The sequence below is a fragment of the Achromobacter sp. 2789STDY5608621 genome, from assembly GCF_001299375.1.
In the GTDB taxonomy this organism is placed as follows: Bacteria; Pseudomonadota; Gammaproteobacteria; order Burkholderiales; family Burkholderiaceae_B; genus Achromobacter; species Achromobacter insuavis.
This window is the reverse complement of the sequence record NZ_CYTU01000001.1, coordinates 134,989-156,455: the sequence shown is the minus strand read 5'-3', so window position 1 is coordinate 156,455 and position 21,467 is coordinate 134,989. Positions and strand designations below refer to the sequence as shown.

General features: G+C 71.1%; 21 protein-coding genes. 16 read left to right on the top strand and 5 right to left on the bottom strand.

What is annotated here, in order from left to right; all coding sequences use genetic code 11:
- Positions 1-472: cytochrome c biogenesis CcdA family protein (locus AOZ53_RS00755; protein WP_082385464.1), on the bottom strand; the 472-nt coding region annotated here is incomplete at its 3' end.
- Between the two features lie 182 nt (positions 473-654).
- Between AOZ53_RS00755 and AOZ53_RS34010 the strand changes: the two genes are divergently transcribed.
- From AOZ53_RS34010 to AOZ53_RS00745, 3 genes are read left to right on the top strand one after another with little or no spacing between them, the layout of a single operon-like run.
- A complete protein-coding gene (locus AOZ53_RS34010) occupies positions 655-816 on the top strand; it encodes a hypothetical protein (protein ID WP_156333157.1) in 162 nt (53 codons plus the stop codon).
- 8 nt (positions 817-824) lie between these two features.
- The gene (locus tag AOZ53_RS00750) at positions 825-1,562 is read left to right on the top strand and encodes a response regulator (protein ID WP_054431600.1); all 738 of its coding nucleotides are present in this window, start codon (positions 825-827) and stop codon (positions 1,560-1,562) included.
- On the top strand, positions 1,563-2,888 hold the full coding sequence (locus AOZ53_RS00745) for a sensor histidine kinase (protein WP_054486595.1): 1,326 nt from the start codon (positions 1,563-1,565) through the stop codon (positions 2,886-2,888).
- 146 nt (positions 2,889-3,034) lie between these two features.
- Here AOZ53_RS00745 and AOZ53_RS00740 read toward each other — a convergent pair whose 3' ends face one another.
- Positions 3,035-3,460 (bottom strand): organic hydroperoxide resistance protein, encoded by a 426-nt coding sequence (locus tag AOZ53_RS00740; RefSeq protein WP_054431602.1) that lies wholly within the window; start codon positions 3,458-3,460, stop codon positions 3,035-3,037.
- 132 nt (positions 3,461-3,592) lie between these two features.
- Between AOZ53_RS00740 and AOZ53_RS00735 the strand changes: the two genes are divergently transcribed.
- Positions 3,593-4,288 carry an SDR family NAD(P)-dependent oxidoreductase gene (locus AOZ53_RS00735; RefSeq protein ID WP_054486594.1) on the top strand — a complete coding sequence of 232 codons (696 nt, stop codon included), beginning with the start codon at positions 3,593-3,595 and terminating at the stop codon, positions 4,286-4,288.
- Here the strand turns inward: AOZ53_RS00735 and AOZ53_RS00730 are convergent.
- Positions 4,272-5,225 carry a LysR family transcriptional regulator gene (locus tag AOZ53_RS00730; protein ID WP_054486593.1) on the bottom strand — a complete coding sequence of 318 codons (954 nt, stop codon included), beginning with the start codon at positions 5,223-5,225 and terminating at the stop codon, positions 4,272-4,274. The genes AOZ53_RS00735 and AOZ53_RS00730 overlap by 17 nt on opposite strands.
- Before the next feature lie 269 nt (positions 5,226-5,494).
- Here AOZ53_RS00730 and AOZ53_RS00725 point away from each other — a divergent pair, with 269 nt between their 5' ends.
- The 7 genes from AOZ53_RS00725 to AOZ53_RS00695 all read left to right on the top strand — a co-directional run bounded on the left by AOZ53_RS00725 (position 5,495) and on the right by AOZ53_RS00695 (position 14,006).
- Positions 5,495-6,469: an ABC transporter permease gene (locus AOZ53_RS00725; protein ID WP_054431732.1), complete on the top strand. Its 975-nt coding sequence runs from the start codon at positions 5,495-5,497 to the stop codon at positions 6,467-6,469.
- A complete protein-coding gene (locus AOZ53_RS00720) occupies positions 6,466-7,371 on the top strand; it encodes an ABC transporter permease (RefSeq protein ID WP_054431605.1) in 906 nt (301 codons plus the stop codon). Before AOZ53_RS00725 ends, AOZ53_RS00720 begins: the two co-directional genes overlap by 4 nt.
- 8 nt (positions 7,372-7,379) lie before the next feature.
- Positions 7,380-8,363, top strand: a complete 984-nt coding sequence (locus AOZ53_RS00715; protein WP_054431606.1) for an ABC transporter ATP-binding protein — start codon at positions 7,380-7,382, stop codon at positions 8,361-8,363.
- Positions 8,360-9,394 (top strand): ABC transporter ATP-binding protein, encoded by a 1,035-nt coding sequence (locus AOZ53_RS00710; protein WP_082380501.1) that lies wholly within the window; start codon positions 8,360-8,362, stop codon positions 9,392-9,394. The genes AOZ53_RS00715 and AOZ53_RS00710 overlap by 4 nt, the downstream gene beginning before the upstream one ends.
- Positions 9,391-10,986 carry an ABC transporter substrate-binding protein gene (locus AOZ53_RS00705; RefSeq protein WP_054486592.1) on the top strand — a complete coding sequence of 532 codons (1,596 nt, stop codon included), beginning with the start codon at positions 9,391-9,393 and terminating at the stop codon, positions 10,984-10,986. Before AOZ53_RS00710 ends, AOZ53_RS00705 begins: the two co-directional genes overlap by 4 nt.
- A complete protein-coding gene (locus AOZ53_RS00700; protein ID WP_054486591.1) occupies positions 10,983-12,881 on the top strand; it encodes a CocE/NonD family hydrolase in 1,899 nt (632 codons plus the stop codon). Before AOZ53_RS00705 ends, AOZ53_RS00700 begins: the two co-directional genes overlap by 4 nt.
- A gap of 108 nt (positions 12,882-12,989) precedes the next feature.
- Positions 12,990-14,006 (top strand): porin, encoded by a 1,017-nt coding sequence (locus AOZ53_RS00695; protein ID WP_054431609.1) that lies wholly within the window; start codon positions 12,990-12,992, stop codon positions 14,004-14,006.
- Positions 14,007-14,009: 3 nt separating this feature from the next.
- Here AOZ53_RS00695 and AOZ53_RS00690 read toward each other — a convergent pair whose 3' ends face one another.
- Positions 14,010-14,537 carry a DedA family protein gene (locus AOZ53_RS00690; protein ID WP_156333155.1) on the bottom strand — a complete coding sequence of 176 codons (528 nt, stop codon included), beginning with the start codon at positions 14,535-14,537 and terminating at the stop codon, positions 14,010-14,012.
- Positions 14,538-14,587: 50 nt separating this feature from the next.
- The gene (locus AOZ53_RS00685; RefSeq protein ID WP_054477176.1) at positions 14,588-15,973 is read right to left on the bottom strand and encodes an aminotransferase-like domain-containing protein; all 1,386 of its coding nucleotides are present in this window, start codon (positions 15,971-15,973) and stop codon (positions 14,588-14,590) included.
- A 320-nt stretch (positions 15,974-16,293) separates the two neighbouring features.
- On the opposite strand from AOZ53_RS00685, the gene AOZ53_RS00680 reads away from it, so the two are divergent.
- From AOZ53_RS00680 to AOZ53_RS00660, 5 genes are all read left to right on the top strand, one after another.
- Complete coding sequence (locus tag AOZ53_RS00680) at positions 16,294-17,217, top strand: LysR family transcriptional regulator (protein ID WP_054477178.1); 924 nt, start codon at positions 16,294-16,296, stop codon at positions 17,215-17,217.
- A gap of 118 nt (positions 17,218-17,335) precedes the next feature.
- Positions 17,336-19,426, top strand: coding sequence for an FUSC family protein (locus AOZ53_RS00675; RefSeq protein WP_082385463.1), 2,091 nt, complete (start codon positions 17,336-17,338; stop codon positions 19,424-19,426).
- Entirely contained in the window at positions 19,416-19,610 is a 195-nt protein-coding gene (locus tag AOZ53_RS00670; RefSeq protein WP_054431736.1) for a DUF1656 domain-containing protein, read from the top strand. The genes AOZ53_RS00675 and AOZ53_RS00670 overlap by 11 nt, the downstream gene beginning before the upstream one ends.
- 13 nt (positions 19,611-19,623) lie before the next feature.
- Complete coding sequence (locus tag AOZ53_RS00665) at positions 19,624-20,544, top strand: efflux RND transporter periplasmic adaptor subunit (protein ID WP_054477184.1); 921 nt, start codon at positions 19,624-19,626, stop codon at positions 20,542-20,544.
- A gap of 8 nt (positions 20,545-20,552) precedes the next feature.
- Positions 20,553-21,467 (top strand): TolC family protein (locus tag AOZ53_RS00660; RefSeq protein WP_197286428.1); only part of this gene is annotated, 915 nt, incomplete at its 3' end.

Below are 21,467 nucleotides of genomic sequence, written 5' to 3'. Positions count from 1 at the left end.
GCGTCAGGTTGTCGGCGCGCGCGGCCAGGATCAGGATCGACGCCAGCACCGGGCCGGCGCAGGGGGTCCAGACGGCGCCCAGCGACATGCCCAGCAGGAAGCCGCCGGCATTGCCCGAACCGCCCCTGGCGCCCAGGCCGATCACGCCTTGCAGCGGACCGCTCAGGCGCGCCGCCAGCCAGTCGTAGGGTTGCGGCCAGATGCGCGCCAGGCCGAACAGCGCCAGCGCCGCCACCGACACCGCGCGCACCGTCTCGTGGGCCGATTCGACCGCGCCCGACAACAGGCTGAGCGCGATGCCCAGCCCGGAAAAGGCCGCGACGAAGCCGAGCACGATGCACAGCGGCCGCAGGCGGCCGCCGCGCTCGACCGCGCTGCCCAGCAGGATCGGCAGCAGCGGCAGCACGCAGGGCGAGGCCACCGTCAGCATGCCGGCGGCCAGGGCGAGGGGGGTGTCGATCAGGGTGGTCATGGCGCGGCGGTCCGTTTGTGTCTCGATGACCGCATTGGACGCGCGCCGCGTATCCGTCCTGTGCCCGGAAAGCGGGTTTTTGCCCGGCTTTTGTATCGTGTCCGGCCCCGCATACACTACGACACACTTGGCGGCGCGAGCGGCGCTATAACCTGCCGGACACCCGTTGCCGGAGCCCGCGCATGAACACCGTTCCCCTTCCCCGCCCCCGCCGTTCCTGGCGGCGCCTGCTGGCCGTGCTGGCGCTGCTGGCCAGCGGCCTGGGCGCCGAGGCCGTCCAGCCCGGCCCCTGCCAGCTGATCGTCAACAGCCAGGCGCGCCGCCGCGCGCAGCCCGCTGAGTAGAATGCGCCATGGACAATCCAGACCACATCCTGATCGTCGATGACGACCGAGAGATCCGCGAACTGGCCGGCAACTTCCTCAAGAAGAACGGCCTGAACGTCACCCTGGCCGCCGACGGCCGGCAGATGCGCACGCTGCTCGAAACGCTGACCGTCGACCTGATCGTGCTGGACATCATGATGCCCGGCGACGACGGCCTGGTGCTGTGCCGCGAGCTGCGGGCGGGCAAGCACCGGCGCACCCCGATCCTGCTGCTGACCGCGCGCGACGAGGACATGGACCGCGTGCTGGGGCTGGAGATGGGCGCCGACGACTACCTGGTCAAGCCGTTCGTGGCGCGCGAGCTGCTGGCGCGCATCAAGGCGATCCTGCGCCGCACCCGCATGCTGCCGCCCAATTTCCAGGTCACCGAACCGGGCCGCGCCGTGCGTTTCGGCGACTGGACGCTGGACACCACCGCGCGCCACCTGGTCGACGCCGAAGGCACCCTCGTGTCGCTCAGCGGCGCCGAGTACCGGCTGCTGCGCGTGTTCCTGGACCACCCGCAGCGCGTGCTGAACCGCGACCAGCTGCTGAACCTGACGCAGGGCCGCGACGCCGATTTCTTCGGCCGCTCGATCGACCTGCTGGTGAGCCGCCTGCGCCAGCGGCTGCGCGAGGATGCGCGCGAGCCGATGTACATCAAGACGGTGCGCAGCGAAGGCTATGTGTTCGCCGCGCAGGTCGACGTGTCCGAGGCCCCCTAGATGCCCGCCCTGGTCCCGGCGCTGCGCCGCTGGCCGCGCACCCTGGCGAGCCGGCTGTTCCTGATCTTCCTGGTAGGTCTGGTGCTGGCCCACGGGCTGTCGTTCGGGCTGCAGTTCTACGAGCGCTACCAGTCCGCCAAGAGCGTCATGCTCGACAACCTGGAGCGCGACGTGGTGGTGGCGCTGGCGGTCCTGAACCGCCTGCCCGCCGACGAACGCGCCGCCTGGCTGCCGCGGCTGAGCGCCAGCAACCGCCAGTACCAGCTCGGCCCCGGCGACTTCGACCGGCCGTTGCAGACGCCCGCCGCCGAAGCGGTGCGCGACTCGATCCAGGCGGCCCTGAACAACGCCTATCCCCTGGCCTTCGGCACCGTCGGCGACGACCCCAAGCACATCCAGGCGCGCGCCACGCTGGCCGACGGCCAGGCGGTGACGCTGGACATCCACATGGCCGTGATGCCGCTGGCGATGTGGCTGCCGGCGGTGCTGCTGGCGCAACTGGCGCTGCTGATCCTGTGCGCGTGGCTGGCGGTGCGGCTGGCGATCCGGCCGCTGACGCAGCTGGCCGGCGCCGCCGACGCGATGAGCCCCGACCGCCGCAGCCCGCGCCTGGCCGAGGACGGGCCGGCCGAAGTGGCGCAGGCCTCGGCCGCCTTCAACGCCATGCAGGACCGCATCGCCGCGCACCTGGCCGAACGCATGCAGATTCTGGGCGCGATTTCGCACGACCTGCAGACGCCGATCACGCGCATGAAGCTGCGCTCGGAATTCATGGACGAATCCGCCGACCGCGACAAGCTGGCGCATGATCTGCAGGAAGTGGAGCAGCTGGTGCGCGACGGCCTGGCCTATGCGCGCAGCGCCGGCGCGGCCACCGAGCCGCCGGCGCGCATCGACCTGGACGCGTTCCTGGACAGCCTGGTGTGCGACTACGCCGACATCGGTAAACCCGTGACGCTGCAGGGCCGCAGCCCCGGCCCCTGGCAGACGCGCCCGCGCGCGCTGCGCCGGATCCTCGGCAACCTGATCGACAACGCGCTGAAATTCGGCGGCGCGGCCGAGGTCGAGGTCGGCGCGGCCGACGATGGCCGCGGCGTGTCGATTCGCGTGCTGGACCGCGGCCCCGGCATTCCCGAACACGAATTGCAGGCCGTGCTGCAGCCGTTCTACCGGCTCGAAGGCTCGCGCAACCGCGACAGCGGCGGCACCGGCCTGGGCCTGGCGATCGCGCGCCAGCTGGCCGACGTCATCGATGGCGAGCTGCGCCTGCGCAACCGCGCGGGCGGCGGCCTGGAGGCACAAGTGCTGCTGCGGCCGAACGCCTGAGCCGACGCCGGCTCACGGCGCGACGCGGTTGTCCGGCACGCGCGTCTGTCCATGAAACGCGTCTGTCCATGAAACGCGTTTATCCGGCACGGAAAAAAGCCCCGCGATGTCGCCATCGCGGGGCTTTTTTTCTGATGCGAACAAGGTCAGAGAATCGCCAGTTCCACATCGATGTTGCCGCGGATCGCGCCCGAGTACGGGCAGGTCTGGTGCGCGGTGTCGACCAGCTGGCGTTGCTGTTCGGCCGCCAGGCCCGGCAAGGCGATGTTCAGCTTGACCGCCAGCGCGTAGCGCGCGCCGCCGTCGGTCTTGCCCAGCGACACCTCGGCGTCGACCGCCACGTCGCGCGGCACGGCGATGCCGAGCTTGGCGCCGGCCAGCTGCATCGCGCCGATGAAGCAGGCCGAATAACCGATGCCGAAAAGCTGCTCGGGATTGGTGCCGGGCCGGCTCGACCCCGGCGGGCTGAGCGGCAGCAGCAGCGCGCCGTCATCGGTGCGGCCGGCGCCGTCGCGGCCGCCGGTGGTGTGGGTGTGGGCGGTGTACAGCACGGTTTCCAGCGTATGGGACATGATGGCTCCTGGTGTCAAAAAATGGGGAACCTGGATTGCACCAAGGCGCTGTATCCTGCCTGTGTCCGCGATCCGCGGGTTTTGCGTCGTACTGTATCCGGGCGCGCCCCTTCCCATGGAATCTTCCCCCGCATGAAACGAGCGATCATCATCGGCGCCACCTCCGGCATCGGCCGCGAACTGGCCAAACGGCTCTCGGCCGAGGGCTACGTGCTGGGCCTGGTGGGGCGCCGCGCCGAACTGCTCGACAGCCTGCGGGCCGAATTGCCGCGCCCGGCCCACACGCTGGCGCTGGACATCGCCCGCGACCCCGGCGCGGCGCAGGCGGTGCGCGACCTGATCGCCCAAATGGAAGGCCTGGACCTGTTCGTCATCAGCGCCGGCGTCGGCTTCCTCAATACCGACCTGGAGTGGGACAAGGAGGCCGACACCATCGCCGTCAACGTGCAGGGCTTCGCCGCCATGGCCAACGTCGCGCTGCGGCATTTCATCCTGCACCGCAAGGGCCACCTGGTGGGCATCTCGTCGGTCGCGGCGCTGCGCGGCAGCGGCGCGGCGCCGGCCTACAACGCCTCCAAGGCGTTCGTGTCGAACTACCTGGACGGGCTGCGGCGGAAGGTGCGGCGCCTGCAGCTGCCGATCGCGGTCACCGACGTGCGCCCGGGCTTCGTCGCCACCGCCATGGCGCAGGGCCAGGGCCTGTTCTGGGTGGCGTCGCCGGAGAAGGCCGCGCGGCAGATCGCCGCCGCCATCCGCCTGCGCAAGAAGCGCGCCTACGTGACGCGCCGCTGGGTGCTGATCGCCGCGCTGCTCAAGCTGATGCCGTAGGCGCCGCGCCAGACTCCGGCGCCAGCTGCGTGAACGCGCCGGGTCCGGCGCGCTCGGTCATGGCGTCGAGGATGCGCTGGATCAGTTCGGGCACCAGCGGATGCGGCGGTTGGCCCGCCAGCGCGGCCATGCCCACGCAGTAGTCGATGACCGGCCGGAACGGACGCCGGACGATGCCCATGTCCTGGCACAGGCCGGCGAACAGGCCGTTGACGATCGACACGCCGATGCCTTGCGCCGCCAGCCGGCAGGCCATTTCCACCGAGTGCACCTCGGCCTTGATCTGCGGCATCATGCGGCCCTGGCGGAAGGCCTGGTCGATCTGCTGGCGCAGCGAGCGCTGCCGGCCCAGCAGCACCAGGTCGACGCCGATGAGGTCGGCCGGGCCGATCGCGTCGAGCGCCTGCAGCGGATGCCCCGGCGGCATGACGCAGACCGCCTCGGTGGCCAATCGCAGCAGCATCGACAGGCCCGAATTCATCGGCGGCGAGCGCACCAGCGCCAGGTCGGCCTCGCGGCCCAGCACCGCGACCTCGCTGGCTTCGTAGGTGCCCACCAGCACTTCGAGCGCGACGTCGGGATGATCCGCCAGGAAGGCCTCGGCCACCGCCGGCATGACCGATTGCGCCACCGTGCTCGGCAGCTGCACGCGGATCAGCGTGCGCCGCTGCCCGCCCAGCCGCAGCTGGTTGACGTGACGATGCAGGGACTCGGCATCCGAGATCATGTTCTGCACGTCCGGCAGCAGCGATTCGGCCTCGGCCGTGGGGTGCAGGCGGCCCTTGCGGCGCACGAACAGCGGCACGCCCAGGTCGGCCTCGAACTGGCTCAGGAGGCGGCTGACGGCCGGCTGCGACGAGCCCAGCCGCTGCGCGGCCTCGATGGTCGAGCCGGTGGTCATGAAGGCGAGAAACGCCTCTAGCTGCTTGAAGTTCATCCTGTCCCGCAAGGTCCGCAATGCCGGCCCCGCGCGGCGAATCGACGCGCGGGGCCTAGGGTTAACACCAAATTTCTCGTCATTCACATAGCCATATGCCGCCTTCGCATACGGTTGCCAGCCGGGCGCGATGGATCGAACATTCCGCCCATCCGGATTCTCGCCATTCATGAATCCGCAATCAATACGCGATATCGCCGATATTGTCCGGCAAGGAGCCCCCCGATGCGCGCCGTTCCGTTTCCCGCTTCCTGTCGCCGCGAGGCGCCATGACCGCGTTCATTATCCGCCGGCTGTGCCAGAGCCTGGTGATCCTGGCGCTGACCTCGCTGATCGTGTTCGCCGGCGTCTACGCCATCGGCGACCCGATCGAGATCCTGGTGCCGGCCGACGCCACCCAGGCCGAGATCGCGCAGGCGGTGCAGTCGCTGGGCCTGGACCTGCCGCTGTACCAGCAATACCTGAAGTTCGTCGGCAACGCGCTGCACGGCGACCTGGGCAACTCGTTCGTCTTCAACCAGCCCGCCATCCAGCTGATCCTGCAACGCCTGCCGGCCACGCTGGAGCTGGCCTGCGTGGCGCTGCTGCTGGCGCTGGCCATCGGCCTGCCGCTGGGCCTGGTGGCCGGCCTGAAGCCGGATTCGGCGCTGGACCGCGGCATCATGACCGGCTCGATCCTGGGATTCAGCCTGCCCAACTTCTGGCAGGGCATCATGCTGGTGCTGATCTTCTCGGTGACGCTGGGCTGGCTGCCGTCCACCGGCCGCGGCCCCACCGGCGAGATCTTCGGCATCTCCACCAGCCTGGCGTCGTGGGACGGCATCCGCCACCTGATCCTGCCGGCGCTGAACCTGGCGCTGTTCAAGATCGCGCTGATCGTGCGCCTGACCCGCAGCGGCGTGCGCGAGACGATGCCGCTGGACTACGTGAAGTTCGCCCGCGCCAAGGGCCTGCGCGAATCGCGCGTGATCTATATGCACGTGCTCAAGAACATCATGATCCCGATCGTCACCGTGGTCGGCATGGAGTTCGGCTCGCTGATCGCCTTCGCCACCGTCACCGAGACCATCTTCGCCTGGCCCGGCGTGGGCAAGCTCATCATCGACAGCATCATGAAGCTGGACCGCCCGGTGGTGGTCGCCTACCTGCTGATCGTGGTCACCATGTTCATCGTGCTCAACCTGCTGGTGGACATCATCTATTCCGTGCTGGATCCCCGTGTCCGCGTGGGAGCCTCCGAATGACATTGCTTCCCAACAAATGGCTGCCCAGCCGCGACACCACCCTGGGCCAGGCGCTGCACGGCGTGCTCGACAGCCGCCCCGCGACCCTCGCCGCGATCATCTTCCTGCTGCTGGTGCTGGCCGCGCTGCTGGCGCCGTGGATCGCGCCGCAGAACCCGTATGACCTGGCCGCCATCACCATCCTGGACGGCCGCATGCCGCCGGGCAGCCAGGGCATCTATGGCGACATCTACTGGGCCGGCACCGACGCCCAGGGCCGCGACATGCTGTCGGCCATGATGTATGGCCTGCGCACCAGCCTCTCGGTGGGCGTGCTGAGCGGCCTGTTCGCCATGGCCGTGGGCACGGTGCTGGGCCTGACGGCGGCGTACTTCGGCGGCCGCATCGACGCGCTGATCATGCGCCTGGTGGACCTGATGCTGGGCTTTCCCACCATCCTGGTGGCGCTGATGATGCTGGCCATCCTGGGCCAGGGCGTGGACAAGGTGATCCTGGCGCTGGTGGTGGTGCAATGGGCCTATTTCGCCCGCGCGGTGCGCGCCACCGCGGTGGTCGAGCGCCGCAAGGAATACATGGAGGCGGCGCTGTGCCTGGGCCTGAGCCACCGACGCGCGCTGTTCAGCCAGCTGCTGCCGAACTGCATCCCGCCGGTCATCGTCATCGCCATGATCCAGACCGCCAACGCCATCGCCGCCGAGGCCACGCTCAGCTTCCTGGGCATCGGCCTGCCGGTCACCGAGCCGTCGCTGGGCCTCTTGATCGCCAACGGCTACCAGCAGATGCTGGCCGGCCTGTACTGGATCAGCGTGTTCCCCGGCGTGCTGCTGCTGACCGTGGTCTTCACCATGAACATCGTGGGCGACCGCGTCCGCGAGGCGCTCAATCCGCGCCTGCAGAAATAGGAAGCGCCATGCATTCGGCATCCCCCACCCTTTCCGTGCGCAACCTGCGCACCTGGTTCCACACCCGCGCCGGCCTGGTGCGGGCGGTGGACGACGTCAGCTTCGACGTCCATCCCGGCGAGATCCTCGGCCTGGTCGGCGAGTCCGGCTCGGGCAAGTCCATCACCGGCTTTTCCATCCTGGGCCTGATCGATCCGCCCGGGCGCATCGACGGCGGCCAGATCCTGTTCAAGGGCACCGACCTGGCGACGCTGTCGCGCGAGGAACTGCGCCAGCTGCGCGGCAACCGCATCGCCATGGTGTTCCAGGACCCGATGATGACGCTGAACCCGGTGTTCCGCATCGAGACCCAGATGGTCGAGACGGTGCTGAGCCACGAGCGCTGCAGCCGCAAGGCGGCCTGGGACCGGGCCCGCGACACGCTGGCCGCGGTCGGCATCCCGTCGCCGGCCGAGCGCTTGAAGGCTTATCCGCACCAGCTGTCGGGCGGCATGCGCCAGCGCGTGGCGATCGCCATCGCCATGCTGCACAAGCCCGACCTGATCATCGCCGACGAACCGACCACGGCGCTGGACGTCACCATCCAGGCGCAGATACTGGCCGAAATGCAGAAGCTGTGCGCCGAGACCGGCACCGCCATGGTGTGGGTCAGCCACGACCTGGCGGTGGTGGCGGGCCTGGCCGACCGCGTCTGCGTGATGTACGCCGGCCGCGTGGTCGAGTCCGGCAGCACCGACGACATCCTCGACCGTCCGCGCCACCCGTACACCATCGGCCTGATCGGCTCGGTGCCGAGCAACGAACACACCGGCGACCGCCTCTACCAGATCCCCGGCATGGCGCCGTCGCCGCTGGCGCTGCCGGCCGGCTGCGCCTTCAACCCGCGCTGCGGCCACGCCACCGAGCGCTGCCGCGCCGAACAGCCGCCGCTGGAGGCCGCCGGCGGCCGCGGCCTGCGCTGCTTCCATCCCCAGACTGGAGTGCTTTCGTGAGCCCGACGATCCTGATGCAGGCCAACCAGGTGTCGCGCCTGTTCGTGAAGCGGCCCGACTACGCCGAACGCCTGGCCGGCCTGCTGGGCGCCAAGGTGGCCTCGCACACCGTGCACGCGGTCGACCGCGTCGACCTGACCATCCACCAAGGCGAAGTGGTCGGCCTGGTGGGCGAATCCGGCTGCGGCAAGTCGACGCTGGGCCGGGTGCTGGCGGGCATCCTGCCGGCCACCTCGGGCAGCATCCAGACGCCCGCCGGCGAACTGTCCACCCTGAGCGGCCGCGCCGCGCACGCGCAGCGGATGGCCACGCAGATGATCTTCCAGGACCCGATGTCCTCGCTCAATCCGCGCAAGCGGGTGCGCGACATCATCGGTGAGGCGCCGCTGGCCAACGGCATCATCGCGCGCCGCGACTACGACGACTACGTGGTGCAGGTGATGCGGCGCGTGGGGCTGGACCCGGACTACCGCAACCGCTTTCCGCACCAGTTCTCGGGCGGCCAGCGCCAGCGCGTGGGCATCGGCCGAGCCTTGGCGGTCAAGCCTGGCTTCCTGATCTGCGACGAGTCGATCGCGGCGCTGGACGTGTCGATCCAGGCGCAGATCCTGAACCTCTTCATGGACCTGCGGCAGGACCTGGGCCTGACCTATCTCTTCATCAGCCACGACCTGGGCGTGGTGCGGCGCATCAGCGACCGCACCGTCATCATGTACCTGGGCCGGGTGGTCGAATCCGGCCCCACCGCCGAGGTGTTCGCCGCGCCGCGCCATCCCTACACCCAGGCCCTGCTGCAGGAAGTGCCGCGGCTGTCGAACCGCAAGCGGCGCTTCAACGCCATCAAGGGCGAGATCCCGTCGCCACTGCATCCGCCGGCCGGCTGCCATTTCCATCCACGCTGCCCGCAGGCCATGGCGCGCTGCAGGACCGAACAGCCCTTGCTGCGCGTCACGGCCGACGGCCATCAGGCCGCCTGTCACCTGCTCGACGGCGCCGGCGCCGCGCCCCTTCAAGGAACTCCCGCCGCATGAACCGCTTTTCCACTCCGATCCGCCGCGGCGTCGCCGCGCTGGCCCTGCTGGCGCTGCTGGCCGGCGCCGCGCCCGCCCTGGCGCGGCCGCTGCTGACCATCGGCCATTCCAGCGAACCGTCGTCGATGGACCCGCTGTTCTCGCGCACCGGCAACAACCAGGCCGCCGCCGAGAACATCTTCGAGCGGCTGGTGTCGACCGACGAGAACATGCAGATGCGGCCGGGCCTGGCCCTGTCGTGGCGGGCGCTGGCGCCCGATACCTGGGAGATCAAATTGCGGCCCGGCGTGCGCTTCCATGACGGCACGCCGTTCAGCGCCGACGACGTGGTCTTTTCACTGGCGCGCGCGCCCAAGGTGCCGAACAGCCCGGCGCCGTTCAGCGGCGCGGTGCGCTCGATCGCCGCGGTCGAGGTGGTCGATCCGCTGACGCTGCGCATCCGCACCAAGGAACCCACGCCCGACTTCATGGAGCAAATCGGGCTGGTCTACATCCTGTCGCGCCACGCGGCGCAGGACAAGCGCTCGGAAGACTTCAACAGCGGCGTGGCGACCATCGGCACCGGCCCCTACAAGTTCGTGCGCTGGCAGCCGGGCGACAGCCTGGAGCTGGCGCGCAACGACGCCTACTGGGGCGCGCGGCCGGACTTCGACCGCGTGGTGATCCGCTACATCGCCAACGACGCGGCGCGCATCTCGGCGCTGCTGTCGGGCACGGTCGACCTGATCGACAGCGTGCCGCCGACCGACGCCAAGGCGCTCACGGGCAAGGCCGGCTATACGCTCTATCGCTCGCCGTCGGCGCGCCTGATCTACCTGGCGCTGGACTCGGCGCGCGACGCCAGCCCGTTCGTCACCGACGCGCAGGGCAAACCGATGAAGGTGAACCCGCTCAAGGACGTGCGGGTGCGCCAGGCGATCTCGAAGATGTTCATGCGCGGCCCGATCACCGAGCGCCTGCTCAGCGGCGCCGGCGTGCCGGCCGGCCAGATGGTGCCCGAGGGCCTGGGCGGCTACAGCCCCAACCTGCCGGCGCCCGCCTACGACCTGGAGGGCGCGCGCGCCCTGCTGGCCGAGGCCGGCTATCCGCACGGCTTCGGCCTGACGCTGCATTCGTCCAACGACCGCTTCGCCGGCGACAGCGACCTGGCTCAGGCGCTGGCGCAGATGATGGCGCGCGCCGGCCTGCGCATCAACGGCGTGGTGACCCAGCCCTACAACATCTATGCCGGCGCCAGCGGCAAGCAGCAGTACAGCGCCTTCATCTTCTCGTACGGCAACAGCACCGGCGATTCGTCCAATGGCCTGACCAATGTGCTGGCCACCTACGACAAGGCCGCCGGCACCGGCGCCTTCAACCGCGCGCGCTATTCCAATCCGGCCGTCGACCGCCTGCTGGCGCGGGCCGCGGTGGAGTTCGACCCGGCGCAGCGCGACGCCCTGCTGCGCCAGGCGGCGGAGACCGCCTTCAACGACGTCGGCATCGTGCCGCTGTATTTCCCGGTGGCCTTCTGGGCCGCGCGCGACGGCACCGTCATGCGCGCCAACAAGCTCGAACGCACCTCAATGCTGTACATACAGGAAGCAAAATGACCGCCCCCGAAGTTTCTCCCGCCGTTCTGCTGGCGGACCAGATGGTGCGCATGCGCGACGGCGTGCGCCTGGCCACCGACGTGCACCTGCCGCCCGGCTATCGTCCCGGCCACGACGCCCCGCTGCCCGTGATCCTGGAGCGCACGCCCTACGGCAAGGCCGAGGTGTCGCGCTCGGAACAGATCGACGGCCGCCTCGGCGTGCCGCGCCCGGACGTGGCGCGCTACTTCACCGCGCGCGGCTTCGCGGTGGTGTTCCAGGACTGCCGCGGCCGCTACGGCTCGGAAGGGCATTTCACCAAGTACCTGTCGGAAGGCCCGGACGGCTTCGACACGCTCGCCTGGATCCTGCAACAGCCGTGGAGCAACGGCCGCGTCGGCACCATGGGCCTGTCGTATGCCGCGCACACGCAGATGGCGCTGGCCTGCCTGAATCCGCCGGGCCTGGCCTGCATGGTGCTGGACTCGGGCGGCTTTTCCAACGGCTACCAGTGCGGCATCCGCCAATCGGGCGCGTTCGAGCTGAAGCAGGCCACCTGGGCCTACAAGCAGGCCAAGCTGAGCCCGGCCGCGCAGCAGGACCCGCTGGTGCTGGCCGCGCTCGAAGCCGAGGACATCCGCCAGTGGTTCACGCGCATGCCGTGGCGTCCCGGCCATTCGCCGCTGGCCAGCGTGCCCGAGTACGAGGACTACCTGTTCGAGCAATGGCGCGCCGACGCCTTCGACGAATCCTGGCGCCAGCTGGGCATCTACGCCCAGGGCTACTACGACGCGATTCCCGACGTCCCGGTGGCGCTGATGTCCAGCTGGTACGACGCCTACGTGCGCACCACCATGGAGAACTACGCCGGCCTGACGCAGGGCCGCCGGTCGCCGGTGCGGCTCATCATGGGGCCGTGGCTGCATGGCGACCGCAACACCACCCACAGCGGCGATGCCGAATTCGGCCCGCGCGCCGCCTTCGACGGCAACCTGGCGCGGCACTGGCTGGGCTTCCGGCTGGCGTGGTTCCAGCGCTGGCTGCAGGACGCCCCCGCCGGCGCCGCGCCGGACCCGGCGGCGCGCCTGTTCCTGATGGGCGGCGGCAGCGGCGCGCGCGACGCGCAGGGCCGCTTCGACCACGGCGGCGCCTGGATCCAGGCCGACGCCTGGCCGGTGCCGCAGGCCCGCGCCACCGCCTTCTACCTGCACGCCGACGGCCGCCTGGATCAGCGGGCGCCGGCCGGCGATGCGGGCCAGTTGCGCTACCAGTACGATCCGCGCAATCCGGTGCCCACGATCGGCGGCGCGCTGACCTCGGGCCAGCCGGTGTTCGAGGGCGGCGGCTTCGACCAGCGCGAGGATGCGCGCTTTTTCGGCGTGCGCCAGCCCGGCCTGCCGCTGGCCGCGCGCGACGACGTGCTGGTGTTCCAGACCGAGCCGCTGCCAGAGGCCCTGGCGGTGGCCGGGCCGGTGACCGTCAGGCTGCACATCTCGTCCGACTGCCCCGACACCGACTTCACCGCCAAGCTGATCGACGTCTACCCGCCCAGCGCCGACTACCCGCAGGGCTACGCGCTGAACCTGACCGACGGCATCTTCCGCTGCCGCTTCCACGAGACCTGGGACGAGGCGCGGCCGCTGGCGCCGGGCAAGGTCTACGAGATCACCATCGAGCCGTTCGCCACCTGCAACCTGTTCCAGCGCGGCCACCGCATCCGCCTGGACATCTCCAGCAGCAACTTCCCGAAGTACGACGTCAACCCGAACAGCGGCGAAACCGCCGCCGACGCGCGCGAGAAGCGCATCGCGCTGAACACGCTGCACCTGTCGGCCGCGCACCCGTCCAGCGTCACGCTGTGCGTGGCCACGCCGAGCGACCTGACGCCACTGCCCGCGCACGGTGCGCTGCCATGACCCGCTAGCGCCCGCCCCAGACCTCCGCTTGCATCACCCTTTGCCGCCGGCGCGCCGGCGGCAGGGGCTTCTTTTGTCCAACGCCATACCAATCGAGGGGATCACACCGTGAAAAGAATCATTCGCCATCGCAGCACGCTGGGCGCCGCCCTGGCCCTGAGCTGCCTGAACCCGGCACAGGCCGCCGAGACCAGCAGCGTGACGCTGTATGGCCTGGTCGACCTGGGCACCACCTATGAACGCAAGGACGGCGCCTCCAGCCTGCGGCAGAAAAGCGGCAACCAGTCGGGTTCGCGCTGGGGCCTGCGCGGCGCCGAGGACCTGGGCAACGGCTACAAGGCCGTGTTCCGCCTGGAAAGCGGCTTCAACGCCAACAACGGCACGCAGGCGCAGGGCCGCATGTTCGGCCGCTGGGCCTACGTCGGCCTGGCCGGCGGCTTCGGCGAAGTGCGGCTGGGACGCCAGTGGGTCTACGGCTTCGAGTGGGCCGGCGTCGGCTCGCCGTTCGGCACCGGCTGGGGCCAGTCCTCCAACAACGCCAGCCTGGGCTACAACGACGGCGACTTCGGCGCCGGCGGCCGCGTCAACAACGCCGTGTTCTACGCCACGCCGCGCGTGGGCGGCTGGCAGGCGGGCCTGGGCTACAGCTTCGAGGCCCACGACGGCGAGGCCTTCGCCACCGACGCCCACGACCGCGTGCTGACCACCGGCCTGCGCTACAACGGCGGCCCGGTGGCGGCGGCGCTGACCTACGAGCGGCTCAATCCGAATTCGCAGCTGCCGAACAAGAAGACCGCGGGCAACCTGCAGGTGGCGGGCTCCTACGACTTCGAGTGGATCACGCTGCACGGCACCTACGGCAACCTGCGCAACGCCAACACCGGCCCATCGGCGGGCTACGACCGGGTCAATTCGTACATCGCCGGCGTCAGCGCGCCGCTGGGCAAGGCCGGCACGGTCATGGCCTCGTACCAGCGCGCCACCGGCTCGGACATCACCGGCTGGGCCCTGGGGTACCAGCACGACCTGTCCAAGCGCACCAACCTGTACGCCTACGTCAACCGCCTGGACATCCGCGAATCGCACACGCTGCAGACCTCGGTCGGCATCCGGCATCAGTTCTGACCGCTATAGAAACGCGCGCGTGCCCCACCAGCCGGGCAGCAGCAGCGCCGCCGCCCACAGGAAGGCCGAAGCCCAATTGGCGACCTGGAACGCGGCGGCGCGCATGCCGCAGATGCCGGCGATCATCGGCACGGTGGCGCGCAGGGGGCCGAAGAAGCGGCAAAGCACGATGCTCAGCACGCCCCACTTCTGGATGAACCGCGTGCTGCGATGCAGGAGTTCGGGACGTTTGCGCAGCGGCTTCGATTGCGTCAGGCTGGGCCCAAACCACACGCCGCAGGCGTACTGCACCCAGTCGCCCAGCGCCGCGCCCACCGCGATCGCCAGCCATACCGGCACGAAGCCGCTATCGCCCAGCCCCAGGATGGCGCCGATCGACAACAGCAGCGCGGTCCCGGGGATCACCAGCGCCACCAGCGGCAACGACTTCAGGAAGGCGAACGCGAACCCCAGCGGCGCCAGCCAGTCGGCGTGGGTCCGGGCGAAGTCGACCAGGGTCTCCTGCAGGGAATGGAAGGTTTCGAACAGCATGCGGCGTCGGCATCAGGCAGGCATCAGGGCCATCGTACCCGGCCCGGGCCTCAGACGATCACGTCGCGCAGGCCGCGCGGCTGCCGCGACACCAGCCCGGCCAGGCGCGCCAGCGCCTGCGCCAGCGCCTCGCGCTCGGGGATGCTGCCCAGCGAAATGCGGATGGCGTTGGGCGCGCCGGGGCCCTGGTGGAAGGCTTCCGACGACGTGACGCTCAAGCCTTCGTCGCGCGCCACCCGCTCCAGGTCGGCGGCGGTCCAGCCATCGGGCAGCGGTTGCCACAGGTGGATGCCGGCGGCCGCGGCCGGGAACGGCCCCGGCAACAGTTGCCGCGCCAGCTGCTGGCGCGCCTGAGCCTCGGCGCGCACGCCATCCAGGATCTGCCGCGCGGCGCCGCTGGTGATCCATTGCGTGGTCAGCACCCCCATCAGCGGCGCGGCCATCACCGCGAAAGACCGCATCGCCGCCAGCACGTTGCGGCGGCTGTCCCGGTCGGGCCCCAGCACGAAGGCGGTGCGCAGGCCGGGCGTCAGGGTCTTGGCCAGCGTGGCGATGTAGAACACCGAGGCCGGCGCCAGGCTGGCCAGGGCCGGCGGCGCGCCGTCCAGGAACAGCGAATAGGGATCGTCCTCGATGATGCGCACGCCGCAGGCCACGGCCGAGCGCACCAGGTCGCGGCGGCGCGCGGCGCTCATGGTGTGGGCGGTGGGGTTCTGCAGCGAGGGATTCAGGTAGACCAGCCGGCCGCCGTCGCGGCAGGCGCGTTCGAGACCGGCGGGCGTCATGCCGTCGGCATCGGACTCGGCCACCAGCACGCGGCGCCCCAGCTGCTGCGCCGCCGTCAGCAGGCCGGGATACACCAGCGGCTCGGCGATGATGCCGTCGCCCGGCCGGCTATAGGCCAGCATCACCGCGGCCAGCGCGGCCTGCGCGCCGGGGCACACCAGCACGCGGTCCGGGTCGACCCGCTCGACCGACTGCGCCAGCCACTGCGCGCCGGCCTCGCGTTCGGCCGGGCCGCCGCCGGCCTGGTGGTAGGTCATCATCACCCCGACATCGTGGCGCTCCATGGCCTTGGCCAGGCCGCGCCGCAGCAGGTCCTGCAGGTCGCAGCCCAGCGGCAGCGGCGGCATGTTCATGCCCAGGTCCAGCATCTGCAGCAGCGGTTGTTCGGCCGGCCGCGCGATGAAGGTGCCCAGCGGTCCGCGCGCCTCGAGCAGCCCGCGCTGGCCGGCCTCGGCGTAGGCGCGCGTCACGGTCGTCAGGTCCACCCCCAGGTGCTGCGCCAGGCGCCGCTGCGGCGGCAGGCGATCGCCCGGCTGCATGCGGTTGGCGGCCACCGAGGTCTCGATGAAATCGGCGATCTGGCGGTAGCGGGGGCCGGCGCCGCGGACGAATTTCAGCGGCCAGGATGCATACATTTCTTCGTCATGCATGGGATTAACTGCGCCAATAAGTCGCAATGTATGGATGATCTCAACCGACCAGTATGGCGACAAACGCAATTCAAGTCCATACATAAGGAATCTTGTACGGTCTTTTTTTTCCAGGCCGTGCCGGTGCCGTTACGGCTCGCCGGTTGCGACGTGGCGCGGGACTGGACGTGGCGGTTCATGCCAATCGACGACCGCATCACCGAGGGCGGCGGCTTGCCATGGGTCATCGGGCTGATAAGATCAAAGCCCGCGCCGGCCGCCGCGCCCGCCCTCCCGCCCCCGGGGACGGCCACGCCAGCGGCGGCCCCTCTGCCGACCCCATGCGACCCGACCTGAACCTGCTGTACGCGCTGCAAGCCCTGCTGGAAGAAGGCAGCGTCGTCGGCGCCGCCCGCCGCATGAACCTGAGCGCCCCGGCCATGAGCCGCACGCTGGCGCGCATCCGCGAAACCACCGGCGATCCGATCTTCGTGCAGTCCGGCCGCGCGCTGGTGCCGACGCCGCGCGCGCTGCAACTGCGCGAGCAGATCCACGACGCGATCCAGCAGGCCAGCGGCGTGCTCGCGCCCGGCGAACAGGTCGACCTCAAGCGGCTGGACACGCGCTTCAACGTGCGCGCCAACGATATCTTCACCGGCATCTACGCCGGCCGCCTGCTCGACGCGCTGCAGAACGACATGCCGCGCGCCACCTTGCGCTTCATGCCCGAGGAAGACGACGTCGACGACGAGATGCTGCGCGCCGGCCGCGTCGACCTGTTCATCAGCGCCGCGCGCCAGCTGGGCCATGAGATCCGCGTGCAGCCGCTGTTCACCACCCGCATGGTGGGCGTGGCCTGCGCGGACCATCCGCTGTTCAAGGACGAGATCAGCGCGCGGCGGGTGGCGCGCTGGGGCCACATCAGCGTCTCGCGCCGCGGCAAGTCGCACGGCCCGATCGACGAAGCCTTGGCCAGGCAGGGGCTGGACCGCCAGGTCACCCTCACCGTGCCCACGCCCAGCGCGGCGCTGCTGGCGCTGCATGGCTCCGACCTGATCCTGCCGCTGCCGGAACAGCTGGCGCGCGCCGCCATCGAGATGGGCATGAAGATCCGCCTGTTCGACATGCCGCTGGAACTGGAGCCGGTGCTGATCATGCAGGCCTGGCATCCGCGCTTCCAGCATGCGCCCGCGCACCAGTGGCTGCGCCGCACCATCCGCGCGCTGACCGAAGACGCGCGCGACGCCGACCCCGCGCCGCGCTGACGCGGCCCGCGCGCCAGCCGTGCGCGCGACGCATGCCTGGCGTGCGAACTCTCGACTTCTCCGCGCCCGCACCCGCTCCTAGACTGGCTCATCGCAAGCATTCAGGAGCGATGCGTTCATGTCTGAAGTCCGGTCCGCCGTCGCGGACATTCCTCCCTCGTGGCCCGGCCGCGCGCGGGCCCTGCTGTCGCGGCTGGATCTGACCACGCCGCGCAGCGCCTACGTCGCCCGCTCCACCGCCGCCGCCCTGCTGGCGCTGGCCGTGGCCTACCTGCTGGAACTGGACACGCCGTTCTCGGCCGCCTCCACCGTGCTGCTGGTCATCAACCCGGTCCAGGGCGCGGTCATCGGCAAGGGCGCGTGGCGCGTCATCGGCACGCTGGTCGGCATGCTGGCGGCCGTGGCGCTGATGGCCGTGGCCGGCCAGCAGCCGCTGCTGTTCGTGCTGGGCTTTGGCGCCTGGCTCGGGCTGTGCGTCGCGGCCATGACCCTGCTGCGCCATTTCCGCGCCTCGGGCGCGGTGGTGGCGGGCTACACCATCGGCCTGGCGACCTACGGCGCCATGGGCCATCCCGAACATACCTTCGAGCACGTCATGGGCCGCGGCGCCACCGTGATGATCGGCGTCGTCTGCCTGGGGCTGGTCAGCAGCCTGTTCAGCGCCCGCACCCTGCGCGTTCGTCTCCATGCGCACTACCAGCGGCTGGCGGCCGGCGTGGCCGGCGCGATCGCGCGCCAGCAAGGCGCGGCGCCCGCCGAGGCGCTGGCGGCGCGGCAGGCGCTGATCGCCGACGTATATGGCGTGGACGATCTGCTGGCGGCCGGCAAGGCCGAGTCGGAGGACCTGGCGCAACGCGCGGCCGCCGTGCGCAATGGCATGGCGGCGCTGTTCGGCGCCCTGGTCGGCGGGACCCCGGCGCGCACGGACGAGGGCCCCGCCGCCCAGGCCCTGGCCGCGCTGCGGGCGCCGTTGCGCCAGGCCTGGGAGGACGCCAGCCAGGCGCTGACGGCCGGCGACCTGCCGCGCGCCGCCGGCCTGCTGCGTCAGGCGCGCCAGTCACTGATCGATGCGCTGTCCGACCTGCGCCTGGCGGATGCGCGCCAGGAAGCGACGCTGCTGATCGCCGCCGACCGCCTGGGCGAACAGCTCGACGCCTATCTGGACGCGCTCGAAGGCCTGGCCGCGCTGGCGCACCCGCGCCCGCCCGCCGGCGCCGCGCCGGTGCGCTTTCACCGTGACTACGCCAGCGCCGTGCGGAACGGCCTGCGCTCGATGGCCGCCATCGTGCTGGCCGGCCTTTTCTGGCTCTGGAGCGGCTGGACCGACGGCGACATGATGCTGCTGGTGCTGGCGCCCTACTGCTCGCTGCTGGCCACCGCGGGCGATCCGCCGGCCGGCGCCCGCGCCTTTCTGCGGGGCTGCCTCTATGCCGTCCCCGCGGCCTGGGTCTGCGCCTTCGGCGTGCTGCCGCACCTGGACGGCTTCGCGCTGCTGGCCGTGGCGCTGGCCGTGTTCTGGTTGCCCGGCATCCTCGCCACCAGCTCGCCCCGCACGGCGTTCGGCGGCCTGGCCTACCTGGTCGCGTTCAACACGCTGACCGCCGCCGACAACCCCATGCAGTATTCGATGCAGGCCTTCGCCAACCACGCGGTGGCCTGGGTGCTGGCGACGTCCTTCGCGCTGCTGTGCTTCCAGGTGATCCTGCCGCGCCACCCGGGCCGCGACATCGCCCGCCTGCGGCGCGTCATCCGCGACGACGCGCTGGCGCTGCTGCGCGGCAAACGGCTCGCCGACGCCGGCTGGCAACAGCGCCAGCAGCACCGCGTGGCGCAACTGGGCGCGTTGCTCAAAGGCCGGCCGGCGCAACTGGCCGATGCGCTGGCGCAAAGCCTGGCGGCGCTGCGCGTCGGCCTGGAGACGCAGCGCATCCAGCGGCTGCTGGCCAACCACGCCTTGCCGCCCCAGGCGCAACGCCTGGCGCAAGCGGGCCTGGATCGCCTCGCGCGCGGCGGCGCCCCCGCGTCCCGCCGGTCGCAACATGCGCGCCGCGCCGCCCGCCTGCTGGCGGGGCAGCTGGACCTGGCCGGCCCGCAACGCCCGGCCGTGCAGAAGGCCATGGCCGCCTTCGCCGACATCCACTGGCTGATCCAAGGCCATGCCGCCTATTTCGATGCCCATCCTTTCCTGGAGCCGCCCCGTGCTGAGTGAAGTCGCCATTGCCGGCATCTACGTGCCGCCGTTCTTTTTCTATGCCTGCGTGGCCGTGCCGCTGTACTGGCTGGCGCGTGCCGTGATGGCGCGCAGCGGACTGCTGCGGCGGGTCTGGCACCCCGCCCTGTTCGAGTTCGCCGTGTCGCTGGCGCTGGTGTCCCTGTTGATCCTGACCCTTTGATTGCCGTATTCCCATGTCTCCGTCATTGCAGAAAACCTTTCGCGTGGTCCTGACCCTGGCCGCGCTCGCCCTGGCCGGCGCCCTCGTCGCCGCGCTCTGGAACGCCTACGTCCTGGCGCCGTGGACTCGCGACGGGCGCGTCAGCGCGCACGTGGTGCGGGTCGCGCCCGAAGTGTCCGGCACCGTCGCCGACGTCGCCGTCGACGACAACCAGCCGGTCAAGCGCGGCGACGTGCTCTACCGCATCGATCCCAGCCGCTTCGAGCTGGCGGTGGCCCAGGCCCGCGCCCTGGCGGCGGCGGCCGATGAAACCCTGCGCCAGCGCCAGGACGAGGCGCGCCGCCGCCACGGCCTGGACGACCTGGTCTCGCGCGAGGACATCCAGCGCGCCGGCCGCGCCGTCGCCATCGCCCAGGCCGAGGCGCAACGCGCCCGCGCCGCGCTGGAGGTGGCCGAGCTGGACCTGGCGCGCAGCGTGCTGCGCGCGCCGGTGGACGGCTTCGTCACGCGGCTGCGCCTGCGCCGCGGCGATTACGCGGTGGCGGGCAAGCCCGACATCGCCATCCTCGACGCCCACAGCTTCTGGATCACCGGCTATTTCGAGGAGACCAAGCTGGAACGGATCCGGCCCGGCGCGCCGGCGCAGATCAAGCTGATGGGCTTCGCGCCGCTGCTGACCGGCCGCGTCGCCTCGATCGGACACGGCATCGCGGACGACAACGACGGCCCCGACGAATACGGGCTGCCCGCGGTCAAGGCCAACTTCAGCTGGGTGCGGCTGGCGCAGCGCATTCCGGTGCGTATCGAGATCGACGCGGTGCCCGACGGCGTCCAGCTGGCGGCGGGCATGACGTGCAGCGTCGACATCGGCGCGCCGGGCGAGCAGCGCGTGGCGCGCGGCCGGCTGGCCGGCTGGCTGCACAACCTGATGTAGGAGGCGCCATGCGTATCCCCTCCGCCCTCGCTCGAACCGCCGCGCCACGCCGCGCCGCCGCCATTGCCGCGTTGTCCGCGACGCTCGCGGGCTGCGCCGCGGTGGGACCCGACTACCACGCCGAGCCCCCGATCCACCCGCAAGCCTGGTCGACGCCGCTGGCCGGCGGCGCCCCCGTCGATCCGGCCGCGCTGGCGCAATGGTGGCGCGCCTTCGACGATCCGCTGCTCGATGAATTGCTGCAACAGGCGCTGGCGCACAACCAGGACCTGGCGATCGCCCGCCTGCGGCTGCTGCAGGCCCGCGCCGAACGCGATCAGGTCGCCAGCCACCTGGGCCCCGACGTCGGCGCCCGCGCCGACGCCACCGCCTCGCGCACGTCGCTGGCGCTGCGCCCGCCCGGCGTCGGCGAATCGCGCGCCTATCAGCTGGGGCTGGACGCCAGCTGGGAGATCGACGTCTTCGGCGGCCGCCGCCGCGCCGTCGAACGCGCCGACGCCGACGCGCAGGCGATCGAGGAAGACGGCCATGCCCTGCGCATCAGCCTGCTGGCCGAACTGGCCGGCGACTATGCCGCGCTGCGCGCCACCCAGGCGCGCGGCGCCATCGCCCGCGACAACATCGCCACGCTGACCGCCGCCGAACGCCTGGCGCAACGCGCCGCCACGCATGGCCTGGGCACGCGCGCCGAGGCCTCGCAGGCGCGCGCCGAACGCGAATCGGCCGAGGCCCGCGTACCCGAGCTGGCCGCCGACGAAGCGCGCCTGGCGCATGCCATCGGCGTGCTGGCGGGCGGCTTCCCCGGCGACCTCAAGGTGCGCCTGCTGGCCGGCGGGCGGCCCCTGCCGACGCCGCCCGCGCTGCCGGCCGGCCTGCCCTCGGACGTGGTGCGCAACCGCCCCGACATCCGCGCGGCCGAACGC